The sequence below is a fragment of the Gordonibacter sp. RACS_AR68 genome, assembly GCF_030418485.1.
Lineage (GTDB): Bacteria > Actinomycetota > Coriobacteriia > Coriobacteriales > Eggerthellaceae > Gordonibacter > Gordonibacter urolithinfaciens.
This window is the reverse complement of sequence record NZ_JAIPUP010000005.1, coordinates 83,893-108,071: the sequence shown is the minus strand read 5'-3', so window position 1 is coordinate 108,071 and position 24,179 is coordinate 83,893. Positions and strand designations below refer to the sequence as shown.

The window sequence follows — 24,179 nt, the reverse complement described above, 5'->3', positions numbered from 1 at the left end:
CGTCCCTGTGCCATTAGGTCAGGTATTGCCCGATGCCGCAGCTTCCGGCAGTGCGATTCTCCTCCCTAGCGCTGCTTTCCGCGGCGCTTCGCCACGTCGGCGCGGTGGGCGCGCCCGGGCCGCAGGTCGCTGCCGCCGCGGGCGGACTTCGCCGGCGAAGATCCCTTCGCCGGCTGCTGCTTCGACTGGGTGGGACGGCCAGAGGCCCCCTGCGCGGGCTTCCTCGCCGAGGGCTGTGCCGTCGGCTGGCCCTTGCCGGCTTTCGCCGCCGCGCCCGAGGCCGGCTTCTTCGGGCCCTTCTGGGCGGGGCGCTGGCGGGTCGGCTGGCCGCCTGCCACGCCGGCCGGCTTCTTCGCCGCGCGCTTCCTGCCGCCCTGCCCGCCGGCACCGGCACCGCGACCCTGCCCGCGCCCGCCGGCATCCTGCGCCCCTTCCGCGGCGGCCTCGCGGGCGCGCTCCTTCTTGCGCTCGCGCTTCGCCATCTCGCGTGCGGCCTGGGCTATCTCGGGGTCGGTGCGCGCGGCCTTGCGCGTGGCGTGGGCAGCGGCCTCGGCCAGCGCCTCCTGCTCGTCGAACGAGGCTATCTCCATCTCGGGGATCTCGCGCTTGATGAGCTTCTGGATGTCGCGCAGCGCGTCCTCGGTCTCCGGGCTCACGAACGAGATGGCCCAGCCCTCCTCGCCGGCGCGGCCCGTGCGGCCGATGCGGTGCACGTAGTCCTCGGGCACGGTGGGCAGGTCGTAGTTGATCACATGGTCGACGCTCTCCACGTCGATGCCCCGTGCCAGCACGTCCGTGGCCACGAGCACGTCGGTGGTGCCGCTCATGAAGTTGTCGAGCGCGCGGCGGCGCTGGTTCTGGCTGCGGTCGGAGTGGATGGCCTCGGCCGTGTAGCCCGCCTTCTTCAGACGGCGGCACGTGGCGTCGGCACGGCTGCGGGTGCGGGCGAACACGATGACGCGCTCGTGCCCCTTCTCGGCCAGCACCGCCTTCAGCAGGGCCGGCTTGAGCGTCTGCGGGGCGCGGACGATGAACTGCTCCACCGTGTCGGCCGTCTCGCCCTTGTGGGCTATCTCCACCATGGCCGGGTCGTGCAGGAGCTTTCCCACGCTGCCCATGATGGAGCGGTCGATGGTGGCCGAGAACAGGAGCGTCTGCCGGCTGGCGGGCGTCGCCCCTATGATCTTGCGCATGGAGGGCAGAAAGCCCATGTCCAGCATGCGGTCTGCCTCGTCGAGCACGAGCACCTCCACGTCGCCCAGGCGCGCGGCCCCTTGGTCCATGAGGTCCACGAGGCGGCCGGGCGTGGCGATGAGCACGTCGGTGCCGTGCTTGAGCTTCTGGATCTGCGGCTCGTAGGACAGGCCGCCCACCACGGTGGCTATGCGGTGGTGGGTGGACACGGCCACGGCGGCGCACACCTCGCCGATCTGCTGCGCCAGCTCGCGCGTGGGCGTGACCACCAGCATGAGCGGCCCCTGCCCGCCCTTCGCGTGCCCGAGCCCGTCCAGGGCGGGCAGCGAGAACGCGGCCGTCTTGCCCGTGCCGGTCTTGGCGGCCGCAATGAGGTCGCGGCCCTCCAGCACCAGCGGGATGGCCTGCTCCTGCACGGGGGTGGGCGTTTCGTATCCCAGGCGCGTTACGGCGTCGAGGACTTCCGGGGACAGCCCCAGCTCGTTGAACTGCTTCATATTCCTCTGTTTCTGCTTCGTAAGGTTCCAAAACGGCGGCCCGCGGCCGTCGATGCCGTGCGGGGCTCGATCCGCCGCAGCGCGCATTCGGAAGATCGACGCGCAGCGGGGCTCCGCCCGGCGCGCAATGCCCCCATTATCCCCCAAGACGCTGGTCATGCGGGCGATCTCGCGGAATCGCCACAGAACCGCCGCGGCGGCGGGCGGGGAGTCGGGAGGCGGGAAAAGCGGGCGGCGGGGGCGGCCCGCGTCCGGCGCGCTAGTCGGGCACGGATATCTCCAGGGCCCGCACGAGGTCGGGGAGGTAGAACTCGTCCAGGTTGAAGCCGCTGTCTATGAGGTAGCGGTTGAAGTCGAACGTGCGGTACGCCCAGAGGTGGTAGACGGTTCCGCCGAGCTCGCACGTGGCGGTCTCGTCGGGCGGGCGGCCCAGGACGGTGATGCCGAGCACGGCGGGGTTCGTGGAGCAGCCCACGTAGACGGGCACCTTGCCGTTGGCGACGAACAGGTTCTTGTCGCCGCCCAGGTAGTCGAAGATAATCTCGGCCGCCTTCTCCTCCTCCGAGGCGTAGGCGAGCGGCTGGCTGCGATGCTGCGGCATCACGTCGAAGTTGGCGGGCGCGGATTCCAGGTAGAGCGGGTTCGAGTAGCGTTCTCCCCTCTGGTCGAGGAAGGCGAAAGCGAGCCAATCGCCGTCCGATTCGCCGGCGGCCAGGCATACGGCGACGGCGGTGCGGTTGCCGCCGTAGGGCGGTCCCTCGAACACGAACAGCGGTTCGGACATGCTCTGGTAAAGCGAGCTTTCGCCGTGCGCCGCCCGGGCCGCCGCGAGCGCCGCCCCGGGCGAGTCGTAGTAGGTTGCGGCCTCTTCGGCGCCTTCGCAATAGCGCACCTCGGACAGCATGGATATGCCCACCAGCAAGTCGAGGGGGTTCTCCCCGACCTCGGACAGCTCCTTGGCCTCGCGGGGGTCGAGGTACTCGTCCACGGCCACCATCAGCTCGGGAGCGCTATGGCGGATGGCGGAGGCGTCCTGTTGGCGCTCGCGCGGGGTCAGGGCGACGACGGCGACGAGGACCGCGAGCGCGACCACGGCCGCGCAGGCCGCGGCCGTGGCGGCTCGTCTCGGCCCGCGGTGTCCGCTCGCGGGGTTCGGTGCTGCGTCCAATCGGTTCACCTCCGTGTCGCTTGAGGGCCGCATCGGGCGCCGCCGCTTGGCCCCCGTCCGATGCGCCGCTCGGCTCTAGCGCGTGTGCGCGGGCTTCCCGCCCCAGTAGAAGCGCAGGAAATGCTTCCTCCGCTGCGGGTCGTCGGGGCCCTTGGGGTGCGCGGCCAGCTCCAGCGTGGCACGGGCAACGTCGCGCGCGGCGTCCGGGTGGCGCAGGAAGCTGCCGTTGATCAACATGGAGCGGATGCTCTCCGGGTTCTTCTCGATGTGGCGCAGCGCGTCCAGCAGCTCGCGGGACGTGGTCACGTGCATGGCCGCGCCGAGCGAGGTGAGCATCCGCACGTTCACCTTCTCCTGGCCGTACGCGCGGCCCAACAGCACCATGGGCACCTGCGCGCACAGGCATTCCGTGACCACGAGGCCGCCGGACTTGCAGATGACCACGTCGCTGGCCGCCATGAGCGCCGCCATGCCCTCCACGTAGTCGAGCACGCTCACGTTGGCAAGTCCCAGATCGGCGCATTCCTGCCGCAGGTGGCGGGCGTAATCGGCGTCGTTGCCGGCCACGATGACGAAGTGCATGTCCGAAAGCGCGTGGAGGTAGGGCAGCAGCTTGTCGAGCGCGTCGCGGAAGTGCACGTAGGGGCGCGGCAGCTGCGCGCCGGCCAGCGCCAGCACCACGGTCTTGTCCTGCGGCAGCCCCAGGCGCTCGCGCGTCTCGCGCTGGTCGTAGGTGCGGCGGAAGTCCTCGCGCGTGGGGATGCCCGTGATGCGGATGCCCTCCTCGGGCACGCGACGGGGGCGCAGCGTCTCGGCCATGGACTCGTTCGCCACGCAGAACAGGTCGGTGTAGCGGTGCGGCCAGAGGCCCTCGGTCTCGTAGTCGGTGGGCACGCACACGATGGGGAACTCCAGGCCCGAGAGCATGCGCGCGCCCACGGCCACGTTCGCCGCCGTGATGTGCGTGCACACGATGGCCAGCGGGCGCACCTCGCGCACGTGCTCGGTGAAGGCGGGGTACATGATGCGCGACCAAGCGGTGCCGCCGGCCCACAAAAGGCGGCCGGTGAGCGTGAAGCGCCAGGTGAGGTCATAGATGGGACGCGTGGCCCCGGTGAAGAGCGATGCGGCGTGGTCGCCGTCGAACACGATGCGGCCCCAGTCCAGGATGTCGACGACCTCTACTTCCAGGTCCTCGGGAACGGGAACGCCGGCAAGCGCGCCCTGCGGCGCATGGGGGCGGGGCGCGCCGTCTGCGGCTTCTCCGGCGCCGGCCCGGGCGGCCGCCGCCTCGTCGCGCAGCAGCTCGAAGGCCTGGGCCACGGCCATGGCCGCGCTGCGGTGGCCCGAGCCCACGGAAGCGTGCATGACGATGACGCGCGGCTTGGGCGGCGCTGCGGCCTCGTCGCCCGCGGGCTCTGCGGTATCCGACAATGCCGGCGCGGCGGCCGGCGTGTCGGCTGCATCGGAAGGCCTCGCATTTCCGACGGGGCCCGAGGGGGGCTCCTCGGCCTCGCCGGGGCGATCGATTAGGGGTTGCGGCCGAGCCGCCTTGTCCGTGTCCATGCTTCCATCATACCGCAACGTCCCCGCTTGCGGGCGATTTCCCGGTCCGCCAGCACCCGGATTCACGGAACGAGTGGAACCCTTCCGAAAGCGGGGCGCCCGATGGTTACGGATTCGTGACGGACGGCGAACGGGAAGGTGCGCGCCCGGCCGTCGGGTAAACTGGTCGCCGGCGGTACTCCGGCGCACGGGAACTCGGAAGGCACGACCGTGCGCCGGAAGCGCCATCTCTCGGCTTTGCGCGGGCCGTCTTGGAACCCGGGCCCGTTCCGATACGCGCGGGCCGCCCTGGCATCCTGCTCCGACATCCGCGGCATCGCTGCGCTCGGCGCTTCGATGCCTGAAAATTCACCCTTGCATTGCCGCGCTGGCTTTGCAATAATGTTCAGGCTGTTTTCCTTGGCGGAAAACGACTTCGTCCCCATAGTCTAGAGGTCAGGACGCGGCCCTTTCAAGGCTGAGACACGGGTTCGATTCCCGTTGGGGGCACCACCCTTGCAACCCGGCTACCCTCGTGGAGTCGGGTTTTCTGTTTCGTGCGAAGGATGGAATGGAAATGGGAATCGACGAGAGAAAAATGCTTGGCAGGAAGATACAGGAATACCGTGAGGGGCTCGACCTCACTCAGGAGGAACTGGCCGTGACCATAGGAAACGGCAGCAAGCAGTGCATCTCGTCTATCGAGAACGGCGCGAAGAACGTTACCATCGACGTTCTATGTCGCATCGCGTCCGCTCTTAAAGTGAGGGTAGGAGACCTCATCTCATTCTAAGTCGAGATTTTATCCCCGACGGGGGGGCATTGCTTCATGCATGCCTGGACGCCCGCGAAAGCCGCCTGCGTTCTCATGATCTTTACCTGGCATCTTCCAGAACGCCGGTCTTGGCGGGGAGCAGGTTCGGCAGCTGGGACACCACCACGCCGGCCAGGATGACGACGACGCCGACGGCCTGCAGGGTGCTCACGGGCTCGCCCAGCACGAACACCGAGATGAGGATGCCGCAGGGCAGCTCCGAGGACGCCATGATGGTGGACAGGCCGGTTGGCAGGTGCGGGGTGCCGATGCCGAACAGCACAACGGGGATGAGCAGGCCGAATGCGCCCAGTACGAGGCCGTACTTCCAGATGCCGGCCTGCAGTGCGCCGCTTGCGAAGTAGCCGGGGCACACGGCGAAGCCGAGGATGCACGCGCCCAGGCATACGAACAGGCCGCGCTGGATGGGCGGCAGGTCCACGCCGATGCGCCCCGACAGGAACATGAACAGCGCCGTGCTCACGGCCGAGAGCAGCCCGCACGCCACGCCGAGGGGATCCATGGCGCCCGCCCCCTCCGAGAACAGCCCGCTGGCGAGCAGCGTGCCGCCCAGGATGATGGCGGCCGCCGCGAGCTCGGCCGTGCTCGGACGGCGGCGCGTGACGACGATCTGGATGACCACGCCGATCCAGGTGAACTGGAACAACAGCGTGATGGCCACGGCCACGGACAGCCTCGTGAGCGCGAAGTTGTACAGCACGCAGGTAGTGCAGGTGGTCAGGCCGAGTCCCAGCAGGCGCAGCACGCCGCAGGGGGAGAGATGCACGGGACGTTTGCCCGCAAGCGCCAGCACCGCCAGCGCCACGGCGAACAGGAGCGTGCCGAACAGCGGCTGGCTCGCCGCGACCTGCGTCCATTGGAAGCCGTCCGCAAGCGCGAACTTCACCGTGGTGGCCATGATGCCGTAGCTGGCGCCGCCCGCGAACACGAGGGCCGAGTATTTCAAGATGTTCTTCTGCATGGACGCCATTCTAGCGCATTCCCCGCGCGGTGCGCGGTTACAATAGCGCCATGCCTTACCGAACCATCACAGCCGAAAACACCGCTGCGGCCCTGGGCGCCGCCGTGGCCTGCGCCCGCGACCTTGCCGACGGCGGGGCCGTGCCCGCGATGCTGGTGCCCTCGCCGCCCGCAGCCGCGCGGGCACGCCGCGCGCTCGCGGACGGCGGCGGCGCGCTCGGCGTGCGGGTGGCGACGTTCTCCTCGTGGATCGCGGATCGCTGGGAGCTCTTCGGGGACGGGCGCCGCCTCGTGTCCTCGGCGGAGCGCATGCTGCTCGTGCGGCGCGCCATCGGCGAGGCTGCGGACGGCGGCGCGGCGTCGGGCGGCGCATTGGCGGATGCGGGCGCCGCCGAGGCCGGACGGGGGCTCGCGCCGGCCGCCCTGGAGGCGTTGGGGGCGACGCCGGGGACGGTCGACCTCGTGGCGGGCCTCGCGCGCGAGGCGCTGCCCTGGCTCGCAGACGCGGGCTCGTCGGGCGAGGCGAGCCTGAGCGACGGCGAGCGGGCCGTCGTGGCGGCGCTCGCGCGCTACACCGCGAAGCTGCGCGCGGCCGGGCTCTGCGAGCTCTCCGAGGCGGCGCAGGCGCTCTCCGGGACGCTTCCCGCGTCGCCGGTCGTAACGCTGGGATTCGTCGAGCCCGGCTGCGCCCTCGGCCATCTGCTGGATGCGCTTTCCAAGCGTGCCGACGTCGTGCGCGTCGACGACGCCTGCAGCGCGCCCGACGGCGCCCCTGGGCGCAACGGCGAGCTGCAATCACTGCTGGGGCGCCTGTTCGCGCCCGCCGACGGCACGGCCGTGGAGCCGACGGGGGCCGTGCGCTTCCTGCTTCCGGCCGGCCGCTACGCCGCGCCTGCGCTCGTGGCGCGCACCCTGGCCGACGCCGCGCTCGCGGAGCGCGCCGCGGCCCGCCGGGAGGGCCGCGCGCCGCTGTGCGTGTGCGCGGCCTGCCGAGAGCCGGCCGCCCTGTTCGCCGAGACGGCCGACTTCCTGGCGCGCCGCGGCGTGGACGCCGCCGTGTCGGCGCGCACGCCGTTCGCGCAGACCGGTTTCGGCCGGGCGTTCCTGGCGCTCGCGGAGTTCGCCTGGGGTTCCGGGCCCTGCGCGGCGAAGGCCGCCGATTTCGCGCTCAGCCCGTTCTCGGGCGTGCCGCAGCGGGCGGCCTGGGCGCTCGACGCCGCCTGGCGCGGAGACCGCACGGCCGACCACGCCCGCATCGAGGCCGACCTGCGCGCGGCAAGCGAGGTGCTGGACGCGGCGCTGCCGGCGCTCGGGCGTGATGACGCGGACGCGGCGCTCGCGGTGTTGGAGGAGCGCCTGCGCCGCATGGGCGGCCTGGACGAGGCGTACCGCGCCGGGCAGCTGGCCGCCGTCGCCTGCGCGCGGCGCTTCGCGGCCGCCTGCGCCCAGGCGGGGGAGCCGCTGGCAGGTGCGCTGGAGCTGCTCGCGCGCCAGCCGGTGCCGTCGGGCGCGTGGGAGGGCGCCTCGGAAGGCGCGGCGCCGGATGCCCCGTGCGAGCCCTCCGTGCTGTTCGCGAGCCTGGCCGACGCCGCCGACCGCCCGCCGTGCTCGTGCGCGGTGCTCGTGCTGTGCGACCTGGAGGCGAGCTCGTATCCGGTGCGCCCCGCCGAGGACGCCGCGACGCTGCTCCTGGAGAGGTTGGGGCTTGCGGCGTGCGGCGACGCGCTGGCGGCCTCGCGCCGCCGCTTCTTCCGGGCGCTGTCGTGCGCGCGCGACGCGGTGGTGTGCGAGCGCGTGCTGAGCACGGCGGACGCGGACGAGGCCTACCCGGCCGTCATGTACGAGGAGCTGATCGACTGCTACCGGCCCGACCCCACGCGCATGGGCGACCTCGACCGCGCGACGGGGCTGCCCCAGGCGCTCGTGCCCTTCGCCGAGCGTGCGGGCGAGGATGCCCTTCACGCGAACCTGGCGCCCGGCGACGATGCGTCCGATGCGGAGGCGTGGGAGGTTCCTGCGAGCGGGGACGTGTCGCCTGCCGCGCGCGGGCGCGTCGTGCTGCCGCGCGAGGGCGGGTCGGCTTCCGGCGACCGCCCGGCGACGCCCGTCCTGTCGCCCTCGGCCATCGAGAGCTACCTCGAGTGTCCCTGCAAGTGGTTCTCGCTGAGGCGCCTGCGCCTGTCCGAGCCCGACGCGGGCTTCGGGCCGCTGGAGATGGGCAGTTTCTCCCATGGCGTGCTTAAGAGCTTCTACGAGCACTTCATCGAGGCGGGCAACGCGAAGGTGGCGCCGGGCAACTTGGAAGAGGCGCGCTCGCTCATGCGCGAGACGTTCGCCCGCCATCTGGCGTTCCAGCCCGAGCTCAAGCGCAAGGCCAACCCGCTTTTGCCCCTCACGGCCTTCGAGCGCGCCGAGGCGCACGGCCTCGAGCGCCGGCTCGTGTCCTACCTCGACCGCGAGGCCGCGCTGCTGCCCGGCTTTGCCCCCGCCTACTTCGAGCTCGACTTCGGCGCGAAGGAGCCGTTCGCGTACGGGGGCTTCGAGCTGCGGGGCAGCGTCGATCGCATCGACGTGAACGGGCGCGGCCAGGCCGTGGTCATCGACTACAAGGGATCGCTCTCGCCCGACTACGCGCTGGCCTCGGCGTCGCCGGCGGCCACCGCCGGCGGGGCGGTGCTGCCGCACAAGGTGCAGGCGCTCGTGTACGCCCAGGTGGCCCGCCGCCTGCTGGGGCTGGAGGTCGTGGGAGCGCTCTACGTGTCGTACGGGAGGGACGGGCGCGTCGCCGGCGCCTTCGACCGCACCTTCGTGGGCGCGGCCGACGTGCCGGGCATCGACGCGGAAGCCTGCGGGGCGCCGGGGCCGGCCGCCGAGGCCGTGGGCGCCGGGTCGTTCGCCGAGTTGGCGGACCGGGTGGAGGAGGGCATCGCCCGGGCGGCCCTCAGCATGGGGGCGGGGCAGGTGTCGCCCGACCCGCGCGGCGCTGACCCGTGCGGCTTCTGCCCCGTGCTCGCCTGCGAGAGGAGGCGTTAGGCCGTGAACCTGGATTCCTGCACGCCGGGCCAGCGCGAGAGCGTGATGCGCGTGGACGGCCCGCTGCTCGTGTCCGCCGGGGCGGGCTCGGGCAAGACGTTCACGCTCACGCAGCGCATCGCCTACGCACTCCTGCCCGAGAGCGGGCCGGCGGCGGGCGGCATCGACGAGGTGCTGGCCATCACGTTCACCGAGAAGGCGGTCGCCGAGATCAAGGCCCGCGTCAAGCGCACGCTGCGCGCCGAGGGCATGTGCGAGGAGGCCCTGAAGGTGGACGCCGCCTGGATATCCACCATCCACGGCATGTGCGCGCGTATCCTGCGGACGCACGCGCTGGAGCTGGGGCTGGATCCGGCGTTCGGCATCGTGGGCGACGCGGAGCGCGCCGACCTCGTGGCCGCGAGCATCGACGAGGCGCTCGGCGCCGACAACGACATCATCGAGCGCGGGTCGTACGGGGCGCTGTTCGACGAGTTCCCGGCGCGCTCGGCACTGCCCTCGGCGCCCTCGGTGGCGTCGATGCTGCAGACGCTGCTCGACAAGGCCGTGGGCCTGAGGGGCGGGCTGGACGCCGTTGAGCTGGGGCCGGAGCCGCCGGCAGCATCGGCGCTCGCGCGCGAGCTGCTGCTGGCGTACGAGGACGTGGCGGGCGCGCTCGAGCAGGCCGGCAAGAGCGCCGCGGCCGAGCGGGCGCGGGTGCAGGCGACCGAGGCCCAGGAGGCGCTCTCGGCGTTCATCGCCGGGCAGCCGGACGGCTGCCTGCGCGACCTCGCGGCCGTGGTGGACGGGTGCGCGTTTCTGCCGAAGACGTTCGGCGGCTCCGACGTGAAGGAGCGGGTGGCGGCATACCAGCAGGTCCACGCGCACGTGTGCCACAGCTTGGCGCTGGGCTTGGCCTGGCCGCGCGCGGCCGAGCTCATGGCGCTCGCGCGCGACGTGGCGCGCCGCTACGAGGACAAGAAGCGCGCTCTGTGCAAGCTGGACAACGATGATTTGCTGGTGAGGACGCTGGCCGCCTTCGAGGAGCACCCACACGTGGCCGGCCGCTACGCCGACCGCTTCAAGCTGGTCATGGTGGACGAGTTCCAGGACACGAGCCAGCTGCAGATAGACCTGGTGGCCCACCTGGCTGGGCCGGGGCTTGCGCGCCTGTGCACCGTGGGCGACGCGCAGCAGTCCATCTACCGCTTCCGCGGGGCCGACGTGAACGTGTACGAGGCCCACAAGCGCACGATGCGCTCGGGCGAGGTGGGCGCGCTCTACGTGGAGCTTGCGAAGAATTTCCGCAGCCATGCCGACGTGCTCGCGTTCGTGGACCGTGTGTTCGAGCAGCCCCACGTGTTCGGCGACGGCTTCATGTCGCTCGAGCCGCACGAGGGGCGCTCGTCGGCGTACCGCGGCGACGGCCCGCGCATCGATCTGGTGCTGGCCCTGCGCCCCGCCGCGCGCGGGAGCGGCGTGGGGGTCGACGACGCGAAGGCCGCCTGCGCCCGCGCCATCGCCCGGCGGTTCGCCGCGCTGCGGGCGTGCGGGCACGCGCCGGGCGACATGGTGGTGCTGCTGGGCAAGATGTCGCGTGCCGAGACGTACGCCCGGGCGCTGCGCGACGAGGGCTTCGAGTGCGCCGTGACGGGAGGGTCGCTGTTCGCGGCGGCTCCCGAGGTGCGCGTGGTGGCCCGGTTCGTGGAGGCGCTGGCGAACCCGGCGAACACGGCGGCGCTGTTCGAGGTGCTCACGAGCGACATGGTGCGCCTGTCGGCCGACGACCTTCTGGAGCTGGCGACCGAGCGGGACGACGAGACGGGCGAGCTGCGCCGCCGCGACCTGGACAAGGGGTTCGCCCGCCTGGCGGAGCGCGCGGACGGGCTTCCGCCGCGCCTGGCCCATGCCGTGCGCCTGCTCGCGCGCGCCCAGCGCGACGCGCGCACCCGCCCCCTCTCGCGCGTCGTGCGCGATGCCGTCGTGCGCTCGGGCTGGATGGCGCGGCTCGAGGGCCAGGGCGCCGCGGGCCTGGCGTGCGCAGCCAACGTGCTCAAGGCCGTGCGCCTCATCGAGCAGCTGGAGGGGGAGCGCGGCCTGGGGCTGGCGAGCGCGGCACGCGCGTTCTCGGCCGAGCTGGCGGCGGGGATGAAGGAGGCGCCCGGCGCGCTCTCGGGCAGCGGCGGAGACGTGGTGAGGATCATGACGATCCACGCTTCGAAGGGCCTTGAGTTCCCCATCGTGGCCGTGGCGGACTTCGCCGGCCCGGCGCTGCCCCCGGGCAAGCTCGTGGTGGAGACGTGCGGTGCGGCCGCGCACGCCTCGCTTGCAGCGGGCGGCTCGCTGGACGCCTTTCCCGGCGTGGCGAAGCGGGCGGGCGCCGGCGGCTTCGAGGACGATGAGGATGCCGACCTGGCCGCCGCCCGGCGCCTGTTGGAGGAAGGCGGCCCCGCGCGCGACGGCCGGGGCGCACCCGCGTGCACCCAGGACGCCTACCGCGCGGCGCTGCGCGGCCGCGCAGCGGCCGAGGAGCTGGCCGAGGCGCGCCGCAAGCTGTACGTGGCGCTCACCCGGGCGAGCGAGGCGCTGGTCGTGGCCATGGACGCGAAGGCGCCCGCGGCCGGCAAGCCTCCCGCGTATCCGGCGCTCGTGGACGACGTCCGCAGCGCGCTCTGCGGCGCGGCCGACTTCCCGGAGGGCGAGGCCCTGCTGGAGTACGGCGGCAGCGCGCCGGCGCGCTTCGAGCGCATCGCCGTGCAGGCGGCGGGTGCCGCATTCGGCGACGCCGATCCCGATGCGGAGGCGGAAGGGTCGGCCTGCGGCTCCGATGCGGCACGCGCGCCGTTCGCCGTGCCGCGCATGGCCGGGTTCGAGCCTCTGCCGCGCCGACCCTGGCGACCGGCCGGCGAGGATGCTTTCTCTTACTCGTCCATAGCCCCCGCATACGCACCAGCCTTCGACGAAGCGCTGGGGGCCGCAACGGAGACGGGTGTCGGTGCGCCGTCCTCGGTCGACCCCATCGTCGGTGCGCTGCCGTCGACGCTCCGGGACGAAGGGGAGGAGGTGCACCTGGAAGCCGACGCTGACAAGGCCACGGCGCTCGGCAGCGCGTTCCACCGCGCCGCGCAGTTCGCCGTAGAGGCGGGCGCCGTCCCCGACGACGCGCGGCTCGCGGCGATCGCCGAAGCCCTCGCGCTCTCGCCTGCGCAGCGCGGCCGGCTTGCCGATGCCTGCGCGCGCTGGTTCGGCAGCGCCGCCTGCGCGGAAACCCATGCTTGGGAGTTGCGCCGCGCCGAGGTGCCCTTCGTCGTGGCGCTGGACGATGCGCTCATGGAGGGCGAGATCGACCTTTTGTGCACGCACGGCGCCGAACCGGGCGGCACGGCGCTCGCCATCGACTACAAGACGGGCGGCTCGGACGCCGAGACCCCCGCGCAGCTGAACGGAAAGCACCTGCTGCAGGCCCAATGCTATGCCTATGCGCTGCTGTCGCAGGGCTTCGACGAGGTGGAGCTGCGCTTCGTGCGCGTCGAGCGCCCCGAGCGCCCGCGCGGGGCGGGTACCGCGTCCGCGGTCGGTCCTGGCGAACCCCAGGTTGTGTCGTACCGCTTCGCCCAATCCGACCTCGAGGCCCTGCGGGATGCCATAGTGCGAGCCCGTGCCGCCAGCACCTGAGCACGACCGAACTGCGGCTCGCCAAGACCGGTCGCCTTGGTGCTCCCGCTCGCTGCGAGAACCTCCTTCCCGCCTCCTGTGCTCGTAGTGTAACCTAAAGGTTACGTAGCGATATCATCGCCCAATGCCTGAGTGAAAAAGCCCGAACCTTTTATTATGCGAAGTCGGGGGCGACTAATCACGACTGCAATTTTGAAGGACGAGCAGGTATTATGCGGAATGCAAAGAGGGGCGGAAGAGAGCGAGGCAACGCATCAGCCCGACGCGAGCATCGTGTATCCGCCCCTGCGCCTTCGAGGACCGCGCGCGAACGTGCGCTACCGCCTGCCGTGCTCGCGGTACGCCTCGGTCACTTGCAGCTCGTACTGCTTGCGGGTGCCCTTCACCACGGTGTCCAGGATGAGCCCGCAGGTGAAGCTCAAGATGCCGATGAACACGAGCGCAACGGCCAAAAGCGCGGAGGGCAGCTTCGGCACGAGCCCCGTGGCGGCGAACTCCCAGACCACGGGCACGCCCGCGACGAGCCCCAGCACGCAGAACAGCAGCGCCACCCAGCTGAAGAGGGCCAGCGGCCGGTAGTCCTTGAACAGCGACAGGATCATGAGCAGCACCTTGCACCCGTCGGAGAACGTGTCCAGCTTGCTCTCCGAGCCCTCGGGCCTGTCGCGGTAGTCGATGGGAACCTCGGCGATGCGCCAGCGCTTGTCCACCGCGTGGATGGACAGCTCCGTCTCTATCTCGAAGCCGGGGCTGAGCACCGGCATGGTCTTGGCGAACACGGCGTTGTAGGCGCGGTAGCCGGTCATGACGTCGGAGAACTCGAAGCCGTAGATCCACTTGATGAGCACGCGCACGAGGTCGTTGCCGAAGCCGTGGAACGCGCGGTCGTTCTCCTCGCCGTAGGTGCCGTTGGAGAGGCGGTCACCCACCACCATGTCGGCCTCGTCGGCCATGAGCGGGGCGAGGAGCTCCGGCGCGGCCTCGGCCGGGTAGGTGTCGTCGCCGTCCACCATGAGGTAGTAGTCCGCGTCGATGTCGCGCATCATCTGGCGCACGACGTTGCCCTTGCCCTGGCGCCGCTCGGCGCGCACCACGGCCCCGTGCTCGCGCGCGATCTCTCCCGTGCCGTCGGAGGAGTTGTTGTCGTAGACGTAGACGGTGGCATCGGGCAGCACCCGGTGGAAGTCGTCCACCACCTTGCCGATGGTCACGGCCTCGTTGTAGCAGGGGATGAGCACGGCCACGCTGCCCTGCTCGGGCACGTTCTGGGTGCGCGGCGCCCCGGCCTGCGCGTCCTTCGTCTCTTGCACGTTTCGCTCCTCGATTCTCGTATGCGCCTATCCTACCCGAAAGGCCCCTCGCGCGCCAGCCGTCGCGGGGCGTTTCACCGTGGATTCGCAAGGGCGGAGCCTTCCCCGGCGCCCTTTCCCGGCCGGCCGTCAGGAAGCCGTTGCCAAGCGGTAGGACGGCGGGGGAGGGTGCCGCCCGCGGCGATGGTAGAATGCCCGAGGTTCCGACGACGAAGATGGGTGAGGCTTTCAGCATGGGCGTGCATTTCGATTCGCACGGGCGCAGGCGCGTGGCGGCGGCTATCGTGGCGGTGGCCGTGGCCGTGGCGCTGGTGCTGGCCTACACCATCGTCTCCACGCGCAAGGCCACCGACGAGGTCATCGCGAACGTGAGCGAAGTGTACCTCGGCGAGCTTAGCAAGCAGCTGGTCTTCCACTTCGATACGGGCGTGGAGAACAAGTTCAGCCAGCTGGAGACGGTGGCGAGCGGTCTGGAGCTGGCTGCTCCCGACAGCCGGGAGCAGATGGCGGGCTACCTGCGGACGCAGGCGGGCAACGACGATTACGCGTTTCTCGCCGTGCGGACCTCCTCCGGCGAGCTCGTCTCCGCGGACGGCGACGTGCGCGCCTGCGACGATGACGACGGTGAGCTGCCCGCGTACCGCGATGCGCAGGGGCGCCAGGTCGTGTTGTACGACGACATGATAGTGCTGGTGGACGACGTCGAGCCGTTTCGCTGCGGCGACGACATGATCGTGGCCGCCGTCTGCGGCTTCGCCTCCCTGGGCGTGGGCGACCGCCTCAACCTCACGCTGTTCGACGGCTTCTCGCGCTCCATCATGATCGACCGCAACGGCGATTGCGTGGTGAGCGACCGGAACAGCGGCCTGAATCCAGGCGAGAGCCTGTTCTCGCTGATCGACGAGCGGGGCTCCTTTGTCGGAGGCAGCGCCGAGGAGGAAAGGATCCGCTCGGTTCTCGCGCGTGGCGACACCGTCAACGTGCCCATCGTGTTCGATGGACGCAGCGAGTACCTGTACTTCTACCCGCTCGGGCATGCGGAATGGTACCTGTGCACCGTCATGCCCTACAGCGTCATCGAGGGAGATATCGGCGACCTTAGCGGCACCATCGCCGCAAACGCCGCCATCGTGGGCGTGGCCGTGCTGTTGTTCGTGCTGCTGGTGTTCCTTATCTACTACCGGATGGCCAGGCGCAACACGCGCCTTCTGGCCGAGGAGAAGGACCGCGCCGAGCGCGCGTTCGCCGAGGCCCAGCAGGCGAGCCTGGCCAAGACCGAGTTCCTGTCGCGCATGTCGCACGAGATACGCACGCCCATGAACGGCATCATGGGCATGACGGCCATCGCGCTTGAGAGCATCGGCGACGACGGCAAGGTGCGCACGTGCCTGGAGAAGGTTACGCTGTCCTCCGAGCACCTGCTGTCGCTCATCAACGACATCCTCGACATGAGCAAGATCGAGAGCGGCAAGGTGGAGATAAAGAAAGAGCCGTTCGACCTGTCCACGTTCATCGGGTCGCTGGCGGCCGTGTTCCGCGCGCAGGCCTCCGAGCGCGACGTCGCCTTCGCCGCCGTGGTGGAGGGCGACGTGCCCGGCCATGTGGTGGGCGATCCGCTGCGGCTCAACCAGGTGATCTACAACCTCATGGGCAACGCGTTCAAGTTCACTCCCGAAGGCGGGAGCGTCACGCTGCGCATCGAGCGTCTCGCGGATGCGGGGGACGGCTGCATCTGGCTGCGGTTCGCGGTGGACGACACGGGCTGCGGCATCGAGCCCGAGCACCTGGACAAGATATTCGCCTCGTTCGAGCAGGGCGGCTCCTCCGTGGCGCGCAAGCACGGGGGCACAGGGCTGGGGCTGGCCATCACGAAGCGCTTCGTGGAGCTCATGGGCGGGCGCATCCGCGTGGCCAGCGTCGTGGGCCACGGCTCGTCGTTCGCGGTGGACGTGCCCCTCGGCCGCGCCACCGGCGAGCCCTCCATTGTCGAGGAGCCGGACGCCGAGGAGGGGGCCGTGCCCGTCGGCATCCAGCCGGAAGCGCACGACTTCGCGGGCACGCACATCCTCGTGGCCGAGGACAACGCGCTGAACCAGGAGATTGCCGTGGAGCTCATGACCATGGCGGGCGCAAGCGTCGAGACGGCCTCCACGGGCCGTGAGGCGGTGGAGGCGTTCGCGGCCTCCGATGTGGGCCATTTCGACCTCGTGCTCATGGACGTGCAGATGCCCGAGCTGGACGGATACGGGGCGGCGCGCGCCATCCGGGCCATGGACCGCCCCGACGCCTCCACGGTGGTCATCCTGGCCATGACGGCCAACGCCTTCACCGAGGACGAGGAGCGCAGCGCGGAGAGCGGGATGGACGGCCACTTGAGCAAGCCCCTTGATATTCGCCGCGTTTATGCCACAATAGACGGGTTTTTGGAGAAGCGCCGCAACGGGCGCTGAGGCCCGGCCGCCGTGCGGCCGGCGGCGGGGAGGCGCGAACGTGAAGAAGCTCATTGCCCAGATCATGAAGTTCGGCGTGGTGGGCGTTATCGCCTTCGCGATCGACTACGGCCTCCTTGCGCTCCTGACCGAGGCGTTCGGCGTGAACTACCTGGTGAGCGCCACCGTCTCGTTCACCGTGTCCGTGGTGTTCAACTACGTGGCGTCCATGCGCTACGTGTTCAGGCACAAGGAGGGCATGAGCCGCCGCCGCGAGTTCGTCATCTTCGTGGTGCTGTCGGTGATCGGCCTTCTTATCAACAACCTCTGCATGTGGGCGGGCGTGGAGCTTCTGGGCGTCCACTACCTGATCGTGAAGATATTCGCCACCATCGTGGTCATGGTGTGGAACTTCGTCACGCGCAAGAAGTTCCTCGACGCCGGCGACGAGCCGGGCGAGATCCTCTCGGACATCGAGTAGGGAGCGCGGGCGGGACCGGCGTGGCGCCCAGGAGGAGCCGGCCGGTAAAAGAAGGGCCGGGCGCTGCGCCCGGCCTCGATGCTCTCTGCTGGTGCCCTTGACAGGATTCGAACCTGCGGCTTTCTGCTCCGGAGGCAGACGCTCTATCCCCTGAGCTACAAGGGCACGACGGCAGATTATACGCTATGATGGTCGAAAACGTCGATCAAAGCTAAGGAAATCCAAATTCATGGAAGAGACGCTGCGCATCGAGCGCATGGGGAACGGGGCCGAGGCCGTGGGGCGCTTGGCGAGCGGCAAGGCGGTGTTCGTGGCGGGCGGTGCGCCCGGCGACGCCGTGCGCGTGGAGGTGGTGGAGGAGAAGGCCTCGTTCGCGCGGGCGCGCATCGTGGCGGTCGAGGAGCCCTCCCTCCAGCGTGTGGAGCCGTGCTGCCCACAGGGGGACGCCTGCGGCGGCTGCCCGTGGCAGCACCTGTCCTACGAGGCCCAGCTGGAGGCGAAGCGCGCCAACGTCGTCGGTGCGCTCGTGCACACGACGGGCTTCGACGCCGCGCGCGCCGAGGACCTCGTGCGCCCCTGCCTGCCGAGCAAGCGGCAGTGGGGCTACCGCAACAAGCTGGAGCTGGGCGCCGCGCGCGCGGAGAACGGCGAGTTCCTGCTGGGCTTCCATCGCGAGGGCACGCACGAGATAGCCACGCCGGCCGTCTGCCCGCTCGCCCATGATGCCGTCGCCAAGGCGCCCAAGGCCCTGCGCGGCGCGCTGCGGTTCGCTCAGGGCTCGGCCGACCTGGGAATCTTCCGGGTGGGCGTGCGGCACAGCCTGCGCACGCGCGAGATCGAGATCGCGCTGTGGACCAAGCCCGGCGCGTTCCCCCGCGCCCATGTGGCGAAGACGCTCAAGAGCGCGCTCAAGGCCACGAGCATCGTGCGCGTGCTGGCCGACCCCGGGCGCGCGCGCAAGATAAAGGGAGTGGAGACCCTCGACGGCAAGGGCTGCTGGGGCGAGGAGCTGGCCGGTGCGCGCTTCCTGACCAGCGCGCCGTCGTTCTTCCAGGTGAACACCGCCCAGGCAGAGAAGCTGGCAGCCGAGGTCGTGGAGGGCCTGGGCGGCCGGATGGGCGAGGAGGGCCCCGAGGGCCTGGACGGGCTGCTCGTGGCCGACCTCTACGCCGGGGGCGGCACGTTCTCCGTGCCGCTCGCGCAGGCCGGGGCCGACGTCATCGCCATCGAGGCCGCCGGGTCGTCGGTGCGCGACCTGCGCCGCAACGCCGAGATGAACGGCGTGGACATCGAGGTGGTGGGCGGCGACGCCGCCCGCGAGCTGCCCGAGCTGGGCGGGCTGGACGCGCTCGTGGTGGACCCCCCGCGCGCCGGCCTCGCCGACGGCGTGGCGGAGAGCATCGCCGAGGCGGCCCCCGCGCGCGTGGCCTACGTGAGCTGCAACCCCGCCACCTGGGCGCGCGATGTGGCCCGCTTCGAGCAAAACGGCTACCGCCTGGTGCGCGCGCAACCCGTGGACCTGTTCCCCCAGACGCACCACGTGGAGGTGGCGAGCCTGTTCGAGCGTGAGTGACGCTCTCGTCCGCGTAGAGGGGGCGCCGCTCTCGGGCGCGCCCGCCCCGAGGGGCCGCCGCGCGGTTTTGCGGGGGCGGCAACGTGCGGCGCGCCTTTCAAACCCTTCCAAACGCCCCGTCCACAGGCGCGTGAATGTTATACGATTTTTCACCTGGGCCGGGCGTTACCTGCTAAAATTCCCAATCGTATGTGGTAATTCGCCAACGCGGCGCAACCGGCTCCGGCCGGGGTGCGACGCGACGTAACGCAAGTGAGGAAAAGGAGCCACCATGGCGCAGTACACGCCCGAATATCAGCCGACCGGCGACGAGATCGCGGTCATCACCACGTCGAAGGGCACGATCCGCGTGCAGCTCAAGGGCAAGGACGCCCCCATCCACGTGGGCAACTTCGTGGAGCTGGCGCGCAAGGGCTTCTACGACGACTTGAAGTTCCACCGCTACGTGCCGGGCTTCGTGATCCAGGGCGGCTGCCCGAACACGCGCGAGCTGTCCTCCGAGGAGGTCGTGAACGTGACGAAGAGCCCCCGCTCCCGTCTGGGCACGGGCGGCCCGGGCTACTCCATCAAGGAGGAGTACACCACGAACCCGCACAACGAGCACAACAACGGCACGCTGGCCATGGCTCGCTCGCAGGATCCGAACTCCGCCGGCTCGCAGTTCTACTTCTGCCTGGGCGCCCAGCCCATGCTCGACTCGGGCTACACGGTGTTCGGCGACACGATCGAGGGACTCGACGTCATCGGCAGCCTGCGCGTGGGCGATGTGATCGAGCACGTGGAGATCGAGAACGCCGCCGAATAGCGCATCAGGGCGTCCGCCAGCCGGGCGCCCTCGACCAAACGTAAGGAAGCAGATGAACAACGACCTATTCCAGCAAGCCCGCGCGGCCTATGCCGCGAAGGACTACGCAGGCGCCCTCCAGGCGTTCACGCAGTGCTTGCAGGATGGAAGCCACCCGCTCGCGCCGGGCGAGGCGGGGCTGCTCTACCACCAGATAGGGAACTGCCTCGTCAAGCTCAAGGACTGCAACGAGGCCATCCATGCCTACACGCAGGCCACGGCCGACGCGGCCTACGACGCGTGCGGCACGGTGAACTACAACTTGGGGATGGCCTACGCGGCGCTGCACGACTACGAGGATGCGGTCAAGCACTTCGAGATAGCCGTGTCCGACGCCAAGTACGACACGCCGTACAAGGCCTACACCGGCATGGGCAACGCGCTGCTGAAGCTGGGCAAGTCCGCCGAGGCGGGCGTGGCGTTCCGCGAGGCGGCGCTCGACGAGGGCAACCCCGACCCCACGAAGGCGCTGCTGAACCTGGGCGTGTGCTTCATGGCGCTCGACCGTCCGGCCGACGCCGTGGCTTCCTACGAGAGCGCGCTGCAGTTCGGCATGCAGCCCGACACGAAGAACAAGCTCTACGCCAACCTCGGGCAGGCCTACGTGGCGTGCGGGCAGATGCAGAAGGCCGTGAACGCCTTCGAGCAGTCCATCGCCGACAAGACGTACTACCTGTCCGACTCCGCGAGCGTGGACTACCAGCGCGCCATCGCGGCCGTGGCCCAGGGCACCTCCGAGATCACGCAGGTCATGCCCGCCGTGGCCGCCGCCGGCGACCTGTCGGGCCTGGACGTGGCGGCCGACGGCGCCCCCATGTACGCCGACGAGGGCGCGTACGCCTACGGCCAGCAGGATCCGTACTACTACGCCGACGCCTACGGCGAGCAGGCGTACTCCGGCACCGAGGCGGGCGACCACTTCTTCAACGCGAGCGACGAAGAGCTGGAGAAATGGTCGAAGGGCCTGGCCAAGCAGGACCGCAAGCGCCGCAATGTGGGGCTGAAGGTGCTCGTGGCCATCGTGCTTTTGGTGGTGGTGGCGTTCGGCGCGGCCGTGTTCCTGTACACGCAGGGCTGGGGCTACCCGACGCAGGAGACCGTGGTCAAGGAGCTGTTCGCCAACCCCGAGGCCGCGTCTTCCACCGTGTTCGCCAAGGAGGTCGACGCTGACAAGGCCAAGACCATGGTCGAGCCGCTCGTGGCCGACGCGAATCCTGCCATCGACGGCGTGGACAAGTCCATGAGCGACTCCACGGTGTACGTGACGGCCAAGACCGAGCAGGGCGGCGACGTGCAGTACAAGGTGTCGCTCGTGCGCGACATGATCGGCTGGAAGGTGTCGAGCGTCGAGCTCTACTTCCCGAGCCAGAACTAACCGGGTTCACCGAAAGTGCGCGCGCGTGCGCGCACTTTCTTCATGTCTGTATAAAAGAGAGAAAGGGAACCACATGGCAGTGCAGAAGACCTACACCATGATCAAGCCCGACGGCGTGCGCAACGGCCACATCGGCGAGATCGTCAACCGCTTCGAGCGCGCGGGCCTTAGCATCGAGCGCATGGAGCTGGGCATGGTCACCGACGAGCAGGCCAAGGCCAACTACGCCGAGCACGAGGGCAAGCCGTTCTACGAGGGCCTCATCTCCTACATCACCAGCGGCCCCGTGGTGAAGATGGTCGTGTCCGGCGAGGGCGCGGTGGCGAAGTGCCGCTCGCTCATGGGCGCCACGAACCCGGCGGAGGCGGCCCCCGGCACGATCCGCGGCGACTTCGGCCTCATCATGGACGAGAACGTCATCCACGGCTCCGACAGCCCCGAGTCCGCTGAGCGAGAAATCGGCATCTTCTTCGAATAGTTCTCGCGGCTGGCCCGCTGGGCGGGTATTCTGTTCGCATTAGCAGGTCACCAGACGAGAAAAGGACGAGAGCATGCTCTATCGCGTCATCGATGCCTCAGAACTTCCCTCGCTCGTGTCGGCTTTCATGGAATCCTATGAAGTGGTAGCTCCGGTCAAGCGCGACCGGAGCTACGTGTTCGAGGCCGTGGAATCGTACGACGACATAGAGCTGGGTTACGACACGACCATCTCATCGCCCAAGAAGTACTTCCTGCCACCCACCGAGACGCTCTTCCCCTTCGATGCCCGCGCGGAAGAGGTGGCGTCCTTCGCCGCCGAGATCACGCCCCGCGTCATCTTCGGTGCCCATGCCTGCGACATCAACGCGCTGAACCGGCTCGACCTCGTGTTCCGCGACGGCCGCTACCCCGATCCCTACTACGTGGCGCGCCGGGCGGCCACGCTCGTGGTGGGAGTGAGCTGCGTGCCCACCGACACGTGCTTCTGCCACCTGTGGGGAGCCGACGAGGCCCGTTTCGGCTACGACCTGTTCCTGCAGGACATCGGCGGCAAGTACCTCGTGAGCATCTCCAGCGTGGAGGCGGCGAACATCCTGGAGGCGGCGTGCAGCCCGCGCGTGGCCACCGACGAGGACCGCATCGAGTTCCGCCATGCCACGCGGCGGCGCCAGGAGGCCTTCAACGGCGACATCCCCGACATCCAGGACGTGGCCATGCTCATGGACGCGTTCCACAAGGACCCGTACTGGGAGGAGCTGGGCGGGCGCTGCCTGGCCTGCACGGCGTGCTCGGCCGTGTGCCCCACGTGCTTCTGCTTCGACATCCAGGACACGCTCGACCCCGACGGGCGCACCGGCGTGCGCGAGCGCACGTGGGACTCGTGCACCTCGCCGCAGTTCGCCCAGGTGGCCGGCGGTCACAACTTCCGCGCCGACGGGCGCAACCGCGTCCGGCACCGCATGTACCACAAGCTCAACGGCTTCCTGGCCAACCACGACCGCATGCTCTGCGTGGGCTGCGGGCGCTGCGTGACGGCGTGCAAGGCGAACATCAACCCCATCGAGGTGCTGGAGTTCTTCGAGAGGAAGGGGGCCTGCGATGCCGAGTAGCTGCGCGGTTTCCACGGTTCAGGTGCATCCGCTGGAGGGCGGGCCCGCACCGCTCACCGGCGAGGAGATGATGGCCGCCAACCCGTACCGGCCCTGGCCTGCCCGCATCACGTCCATCATCGACGTGACGGCGACCGAGAAGCTGTTCGAGTTCCGGCTCATCGACGACCGCATCCGCGACGCGTTCTCCCACGAGCCCGGCCAGTTCGTCGAGGTGTCCATCTTCGGCGTGGGAGAGGCGCCCATCTCCATCTCCAGCTCGCCCACGAAGCGCGGCTTCATCGAGCTGTGCGTGCGCCGCGCCGGCGCGTTCACCAAGGTGCTGCACGAGATGCAGTGCGGCGACGTCGTGGGGCTGCGCGGCCCGTTCGGGCGCGGGTTCCCCATCGAGGACATGAAGGGCCACGACATCCTGCTGGTGGCGGGCGGCCTCGGCATCGCGCCTTTGCGCTCGCTCATCAACAACATCCACGACGAGCGCTCCGAGTTCGGCAAGGTCACCATCATCTACGGGTCGAAGAACCCGTCCGAGGTGATGTTCCGCCAGCAGTTCGAGATGTGGCGCCACCGCAAGGACTTCGACCTCTACCTGACCGTCGACCAACCCGACGACACGTGGGATGGCGAGGTGGGCCTGGTCACGAAGCCGTTCGAGCATCTGGAGATCGACGCGTCCAACACGTTCGGGGCGCTGTGCGGGCCGCCGGTCATGTACCGGTTCGCCATCGACGAAATGCGCAAGAAGGGCATCAGCTACGACCGCATCTACGTGAGCTTCGAGCGCCATATGAAATGCGGCATGGGCAAGTGCGGCCACTGCCAGATCGGGCACCAGTACGTGTGCATCGACGGGCCCGTGTTCAACTACTGGGAAGCCAAGAACATTCAGGGGTCGATGTGATATGAGCGGATACTGCATAGCCTGTCAAGAGAAACCGCAGCCTCCCCGCGTCGTGGTGGTCGGCCTGGCCAGCTGCTTCGGCTGCCAGCTGCAGATCACGAACGTCGAGGAGCACCTGCTGGACGTGCTCGGACAGATAGACCTGCGCTACTGGCAGCTGACCTCGAGCGAGCCCATGCCCGAAGCCTTCGATGTCGCCGTCATCGAAGGCGCGGTGACCACCAAGGAGGCTGAGGAGACCGTGCGGCAGCTGCGCGAGCGCGCCGGCGCCGTCATCGCCATCGGCGCCTGCGCCACCACGGCCGGCATACCCGGCATGGCGGCGGCGGGCTTCTCCGAGCGGCCGGGCCAGGTGTACGACCTCGTGCCCGAGGCCTGTGGCGACATGATAGCGCCGCAGCCCGTGGGGGCCGTCATCGACGTGGACTTCGAGGTGCGCACGTGCCCGGTGGACTCCCTCGACTTCATCGACGTGCTCCAGCGCGCGCTCTACGGCTCGAACAAGGCCGTGCCCACGCGCACGATGTGCGGCGACTGCAAGCGCAACGAGACGAGCTGCTTCTTCGGCAAGCAGCAGCTGTGCCTGGGGCTGGTGACGCGTGCCGGGTGCGGTGCGCGCTGCGTGAACCTGGGGAGGCCCTGCAACGGGTGCCGCGGGCTGTCGCCCGACGCGAACCTGCCCTCGGCGCGCGAGGCGTGCGAGCGCTACGGCGTGCCCGTGGCGGACTTCGACAAGGCGCTGGAGATGTTCAACCAGGTGAATCCCGCCCTAGCGGCGAGCGAGTAGGGAG

At 69.9% G+C, this 24,179-nt stretch carries 17 protein-coding genes and 2 tRNA genes; 13 read left to right on the top strand and 6 right to left on the bottom strand.

What is annotated here, in order from left to right:
• Window positions 1–65 precede the first annotated feature (65 nt).
• The 3 genes from K9U15_RS11465 to K9U15_RS11455 all read right to left on the bottom strand — a co-directional run bounded on the left by K9U15_RS11465 (window position 66) and on the right by K9U15_RS11455 (window position 4,425).
• Window positions 66–1,691 (bottom strand): DEAD/DEAH box helicase, encoded by a 1,626-nt coding sequence (locus K9U15_RS11465; protein ID WP_123674189.1) that lies wholly within the window; start codon window positions 1,689–1,691, stop codon window positions 66–68.
• A 259-nt stretch (window positions 1,692–1,950) separates the two neighbouring features.
• Window positions 1,951–2,859, bottom strand: a complete 909-nt coding sequence (locus K9U15_RS11460; RefSeq protein WP_301156142.1) for a hypothetical protein — start codon at window positions 2,857–2,859, stop codon at window positions 1,951–1,953.
• Window positions 2,860–2,934: 75 nt separating this feature from the next.
• Window positions 2,935–4,425: a glycosyltransferase gene (locus K9U15_RS11455; RefSeq protein WP_123674125.1), complete on the bottom strand. Its 1,491-nt coding sequence runs from the start codon at window positions 4,423–4,425 to the stop codon at window positions 2,935–2,937.
• 417 nt (window positions 4,426–4,842) lie between these two features.
• Between K9U15_RS11455 and K9U15_RS11450 the strand changes: the two genes are divergently transcribed.
• Window positions 4,843–4,917 (top strand) — tRNA-Glu (locus tag K9U15_RS11450).
• 64 nt (window positions 4,918–4,981) lie between these two features.
• Window positions 4,982–5,197 (top strand): helix-turn-helix domain-containing protein, encoded by a 216-nt coding sequence (locus K9U15_RS11445; RefSeq protein WP_154270916.1) that lies wholly within the window; start codon window positions 4,982–4,984, stop codon window positions 5,195–5,197.
• An 82-nt stretch (window positions 5,198–5,279) separates the two neighbouring features.
• Here K9U15_RS11445 and K9U15_RS11440 read toward each other — a convergent pair whose 3' ends face one another.
• A complete protein-coding gene (locus K9U15_RS11440; RefSeq protein ID WP_227115405.1) occupies window positions 5,280–6,200 on the bottom strand; it encodes an EamA family transporter in 921 nt (306 codons plus the stop codon).
• A gap of 50 nt (window positions 6,201–6,250) precedes the next feature.
• On the opposite strand from K9U15_RS11440, the gene K9U15_RS11435 reads away from it, so the two are divergent.
• Complete coding sequence (locus tag K9U15_RS11435; RefSeq protein WP_227115406.1) at window positions 6,251–9,232, top strand: PD-(D/E)XK nuclease family protein; 2,982 nt, start codon at window positions 6,251–6,253, stop codon at window positions 9,230–9,232.
• Window positions 9,233–9,235: 3 nt separating this feature from the next.
• Window positions 9,236–12,886: a UvrD-helicase domain-containing protein gene (locus K9U15_RS11430; RefSeq protein WP_301156139.1), complete on the top strand. Its 3,651-nt coding sequence runs from the start codon at window positions 9,236–9,238 to the stop codon at window positions 12,884–12,886.
• Window positions 12,887–13,203: 317 nt separating this feature from the next.
• Here K9U15_RS11430 and K9U15_RS11425 read toward each other — a convergent pair whose 3' ends face one another.
• Window positions 13,204–14,148: a glycosyltransferase family 2 protein gene (locus K9U15_RS11425; RefSeq protein WP_096228688.1), complete on the bottom strand. Its 945-nt coding sequence runs from the start codon at window positions 14,146–14,148 to the stop codon at window positions 13,204–13,206.
• 281 nt (window positions 14,149–14,429) lie between these two features.
• Between K9U15_RS11425 and K9U15_RS11420 the strand changes: the two genes are divergently transcribed.
• Together K9U15_RS11420 and K9U15_RS11415 are read left to right on the top strand one after the other, a co-directional pair.
• Window positions 14,430–16,646 carry an ATP-binding protein gene (locus tag K9U15_RS11420; protein WP_227115408.1) on the top strand — a complete coding sequence of 739 codons (2,217 nt, stop codon included), beginning with the start codon at window positions 14,430–14,432 and terminating at the stop codon, window positions 16,644–16,646.
• 40 nt (window positions 16,647–16,686) lie between these two features.
• Window positions 16,687–17,106 (top strand): GtrA family protein, encoded by a 420-nt coding sequence (locus K9U15_RS11415; protein ID WP_227115409.1) that lies wholly within the window; start codon window positions 16,687–16,689, stop codon window positions 17,104–17,106.
• An 89-nt stretch (window positions 17,107–17,195) separates the two neighbouring features.
• Here the strand turns inward: K9U15_RS11415 and K9U15_RS11410 are convergent.
• A tRNA-Arg gene (locus tag K9U15_RS11410) sits at window positions 17,196–17,271 on the bottom strand.
• A gap of 64 nt (window positions 17,272–17,335) precedes the next feature.
• Between K9U15_RS11410 and rlmD the strand changes: the two genes are divergently transcribed.
• From rlmD to K9U15_RS11375, 7 genes are all read left to right on the top strand, one after another.
• On the top strand, window positions 17,336–18,679 hold the full coding sequence (gene rlmD, locus K9U15_RS11405; RefSeq protein ID WP_154270639.1) for a 23S rRNA (uracil(1939)-C(5))-methyltransferase RlmD: 1,344 nt from the start codon (window positions 17,336–17,338) through the stop codon (window positions 18,677–18,679).
• A gap of 271 nt (window positions 18,680–18,950) precedes the next feature.
• Complete coding sequence (locus K9U15_RS11400; RefSeq protein ID WP_154270640.1) at window positions 18,951–19,484, top strand: peptidylprolyl isomerase; 534 nt, start codon at window positions 18,951–18,953, stop codon at window positions 19,482–19,484.
• A gap of 52 nt (window positions 19,485–19,536) precedes the next feature.
• Window positions 19,537–20,898, top strand: a complete 1,362-nt coding sequence (locus tag K9U15_RS11395) for a tetratricopeptide repeat protein (protein WP_154270641.1) — start codon at window positions 19,537–19,539, stop codon at window positions 20,896–20,898.
• Between the two features lie 73 nt (window positions 20,899–20,971).
• Complete coding sequence (ndk, locus tag K9U15_RS11390; RefSeq protein ID WP_087190529.1) at window positions 20,972–21,376, top strand: nucleoside-diphosphate kinase; 405 nt, start codon at window positions 20,972–20,974, stop codon at window positions 21,374–21,376.
• Between the two features lie 73 nt (window positions 21,377–21,449).
• The gene (locus tag K9U15_RS11385; RefSeq protein ID WP_087190530.1) at window positions 21,450–22,487 is read left to right on the top strand and encodes a 4Fe-4S dicluster domain-containing protein; all 1,038 of its coding nucleotides are present in this window, start codon (window positions 21,450–21,452) and stop codon (window positions 22,485–22,487) included.
• Window positions 22,477–23,388 (top strand): FAD/NAD(P)-binding protein, encoded by a 912-nt coding sequence (locus tag K9U15_RS11380; protein WP_087190531.1) that lies wholly within the window; start codon window positions 22,477–22,479, stop codon window positions 23,386–23,388. Before K9U15_RS11385 ends, K9U15_RS11380 begins: the two co-directional genes overlap by 11 nt.
• Window position 23,389: 1 nt before the next feature.
• Complete coding sequence (locus K9U15_RS11375) at window positions 23,390–24,175, top strand: NADH:ubiquinone oxidoreductase (RefSeq protein WP_301156137.1); 786 nt, start codon at window positions 23,390–23,392, stop codon at window positions 24,173–24,175.
• Window positions 24,176–24,179 lie beyond the last annotated feature (4 nt).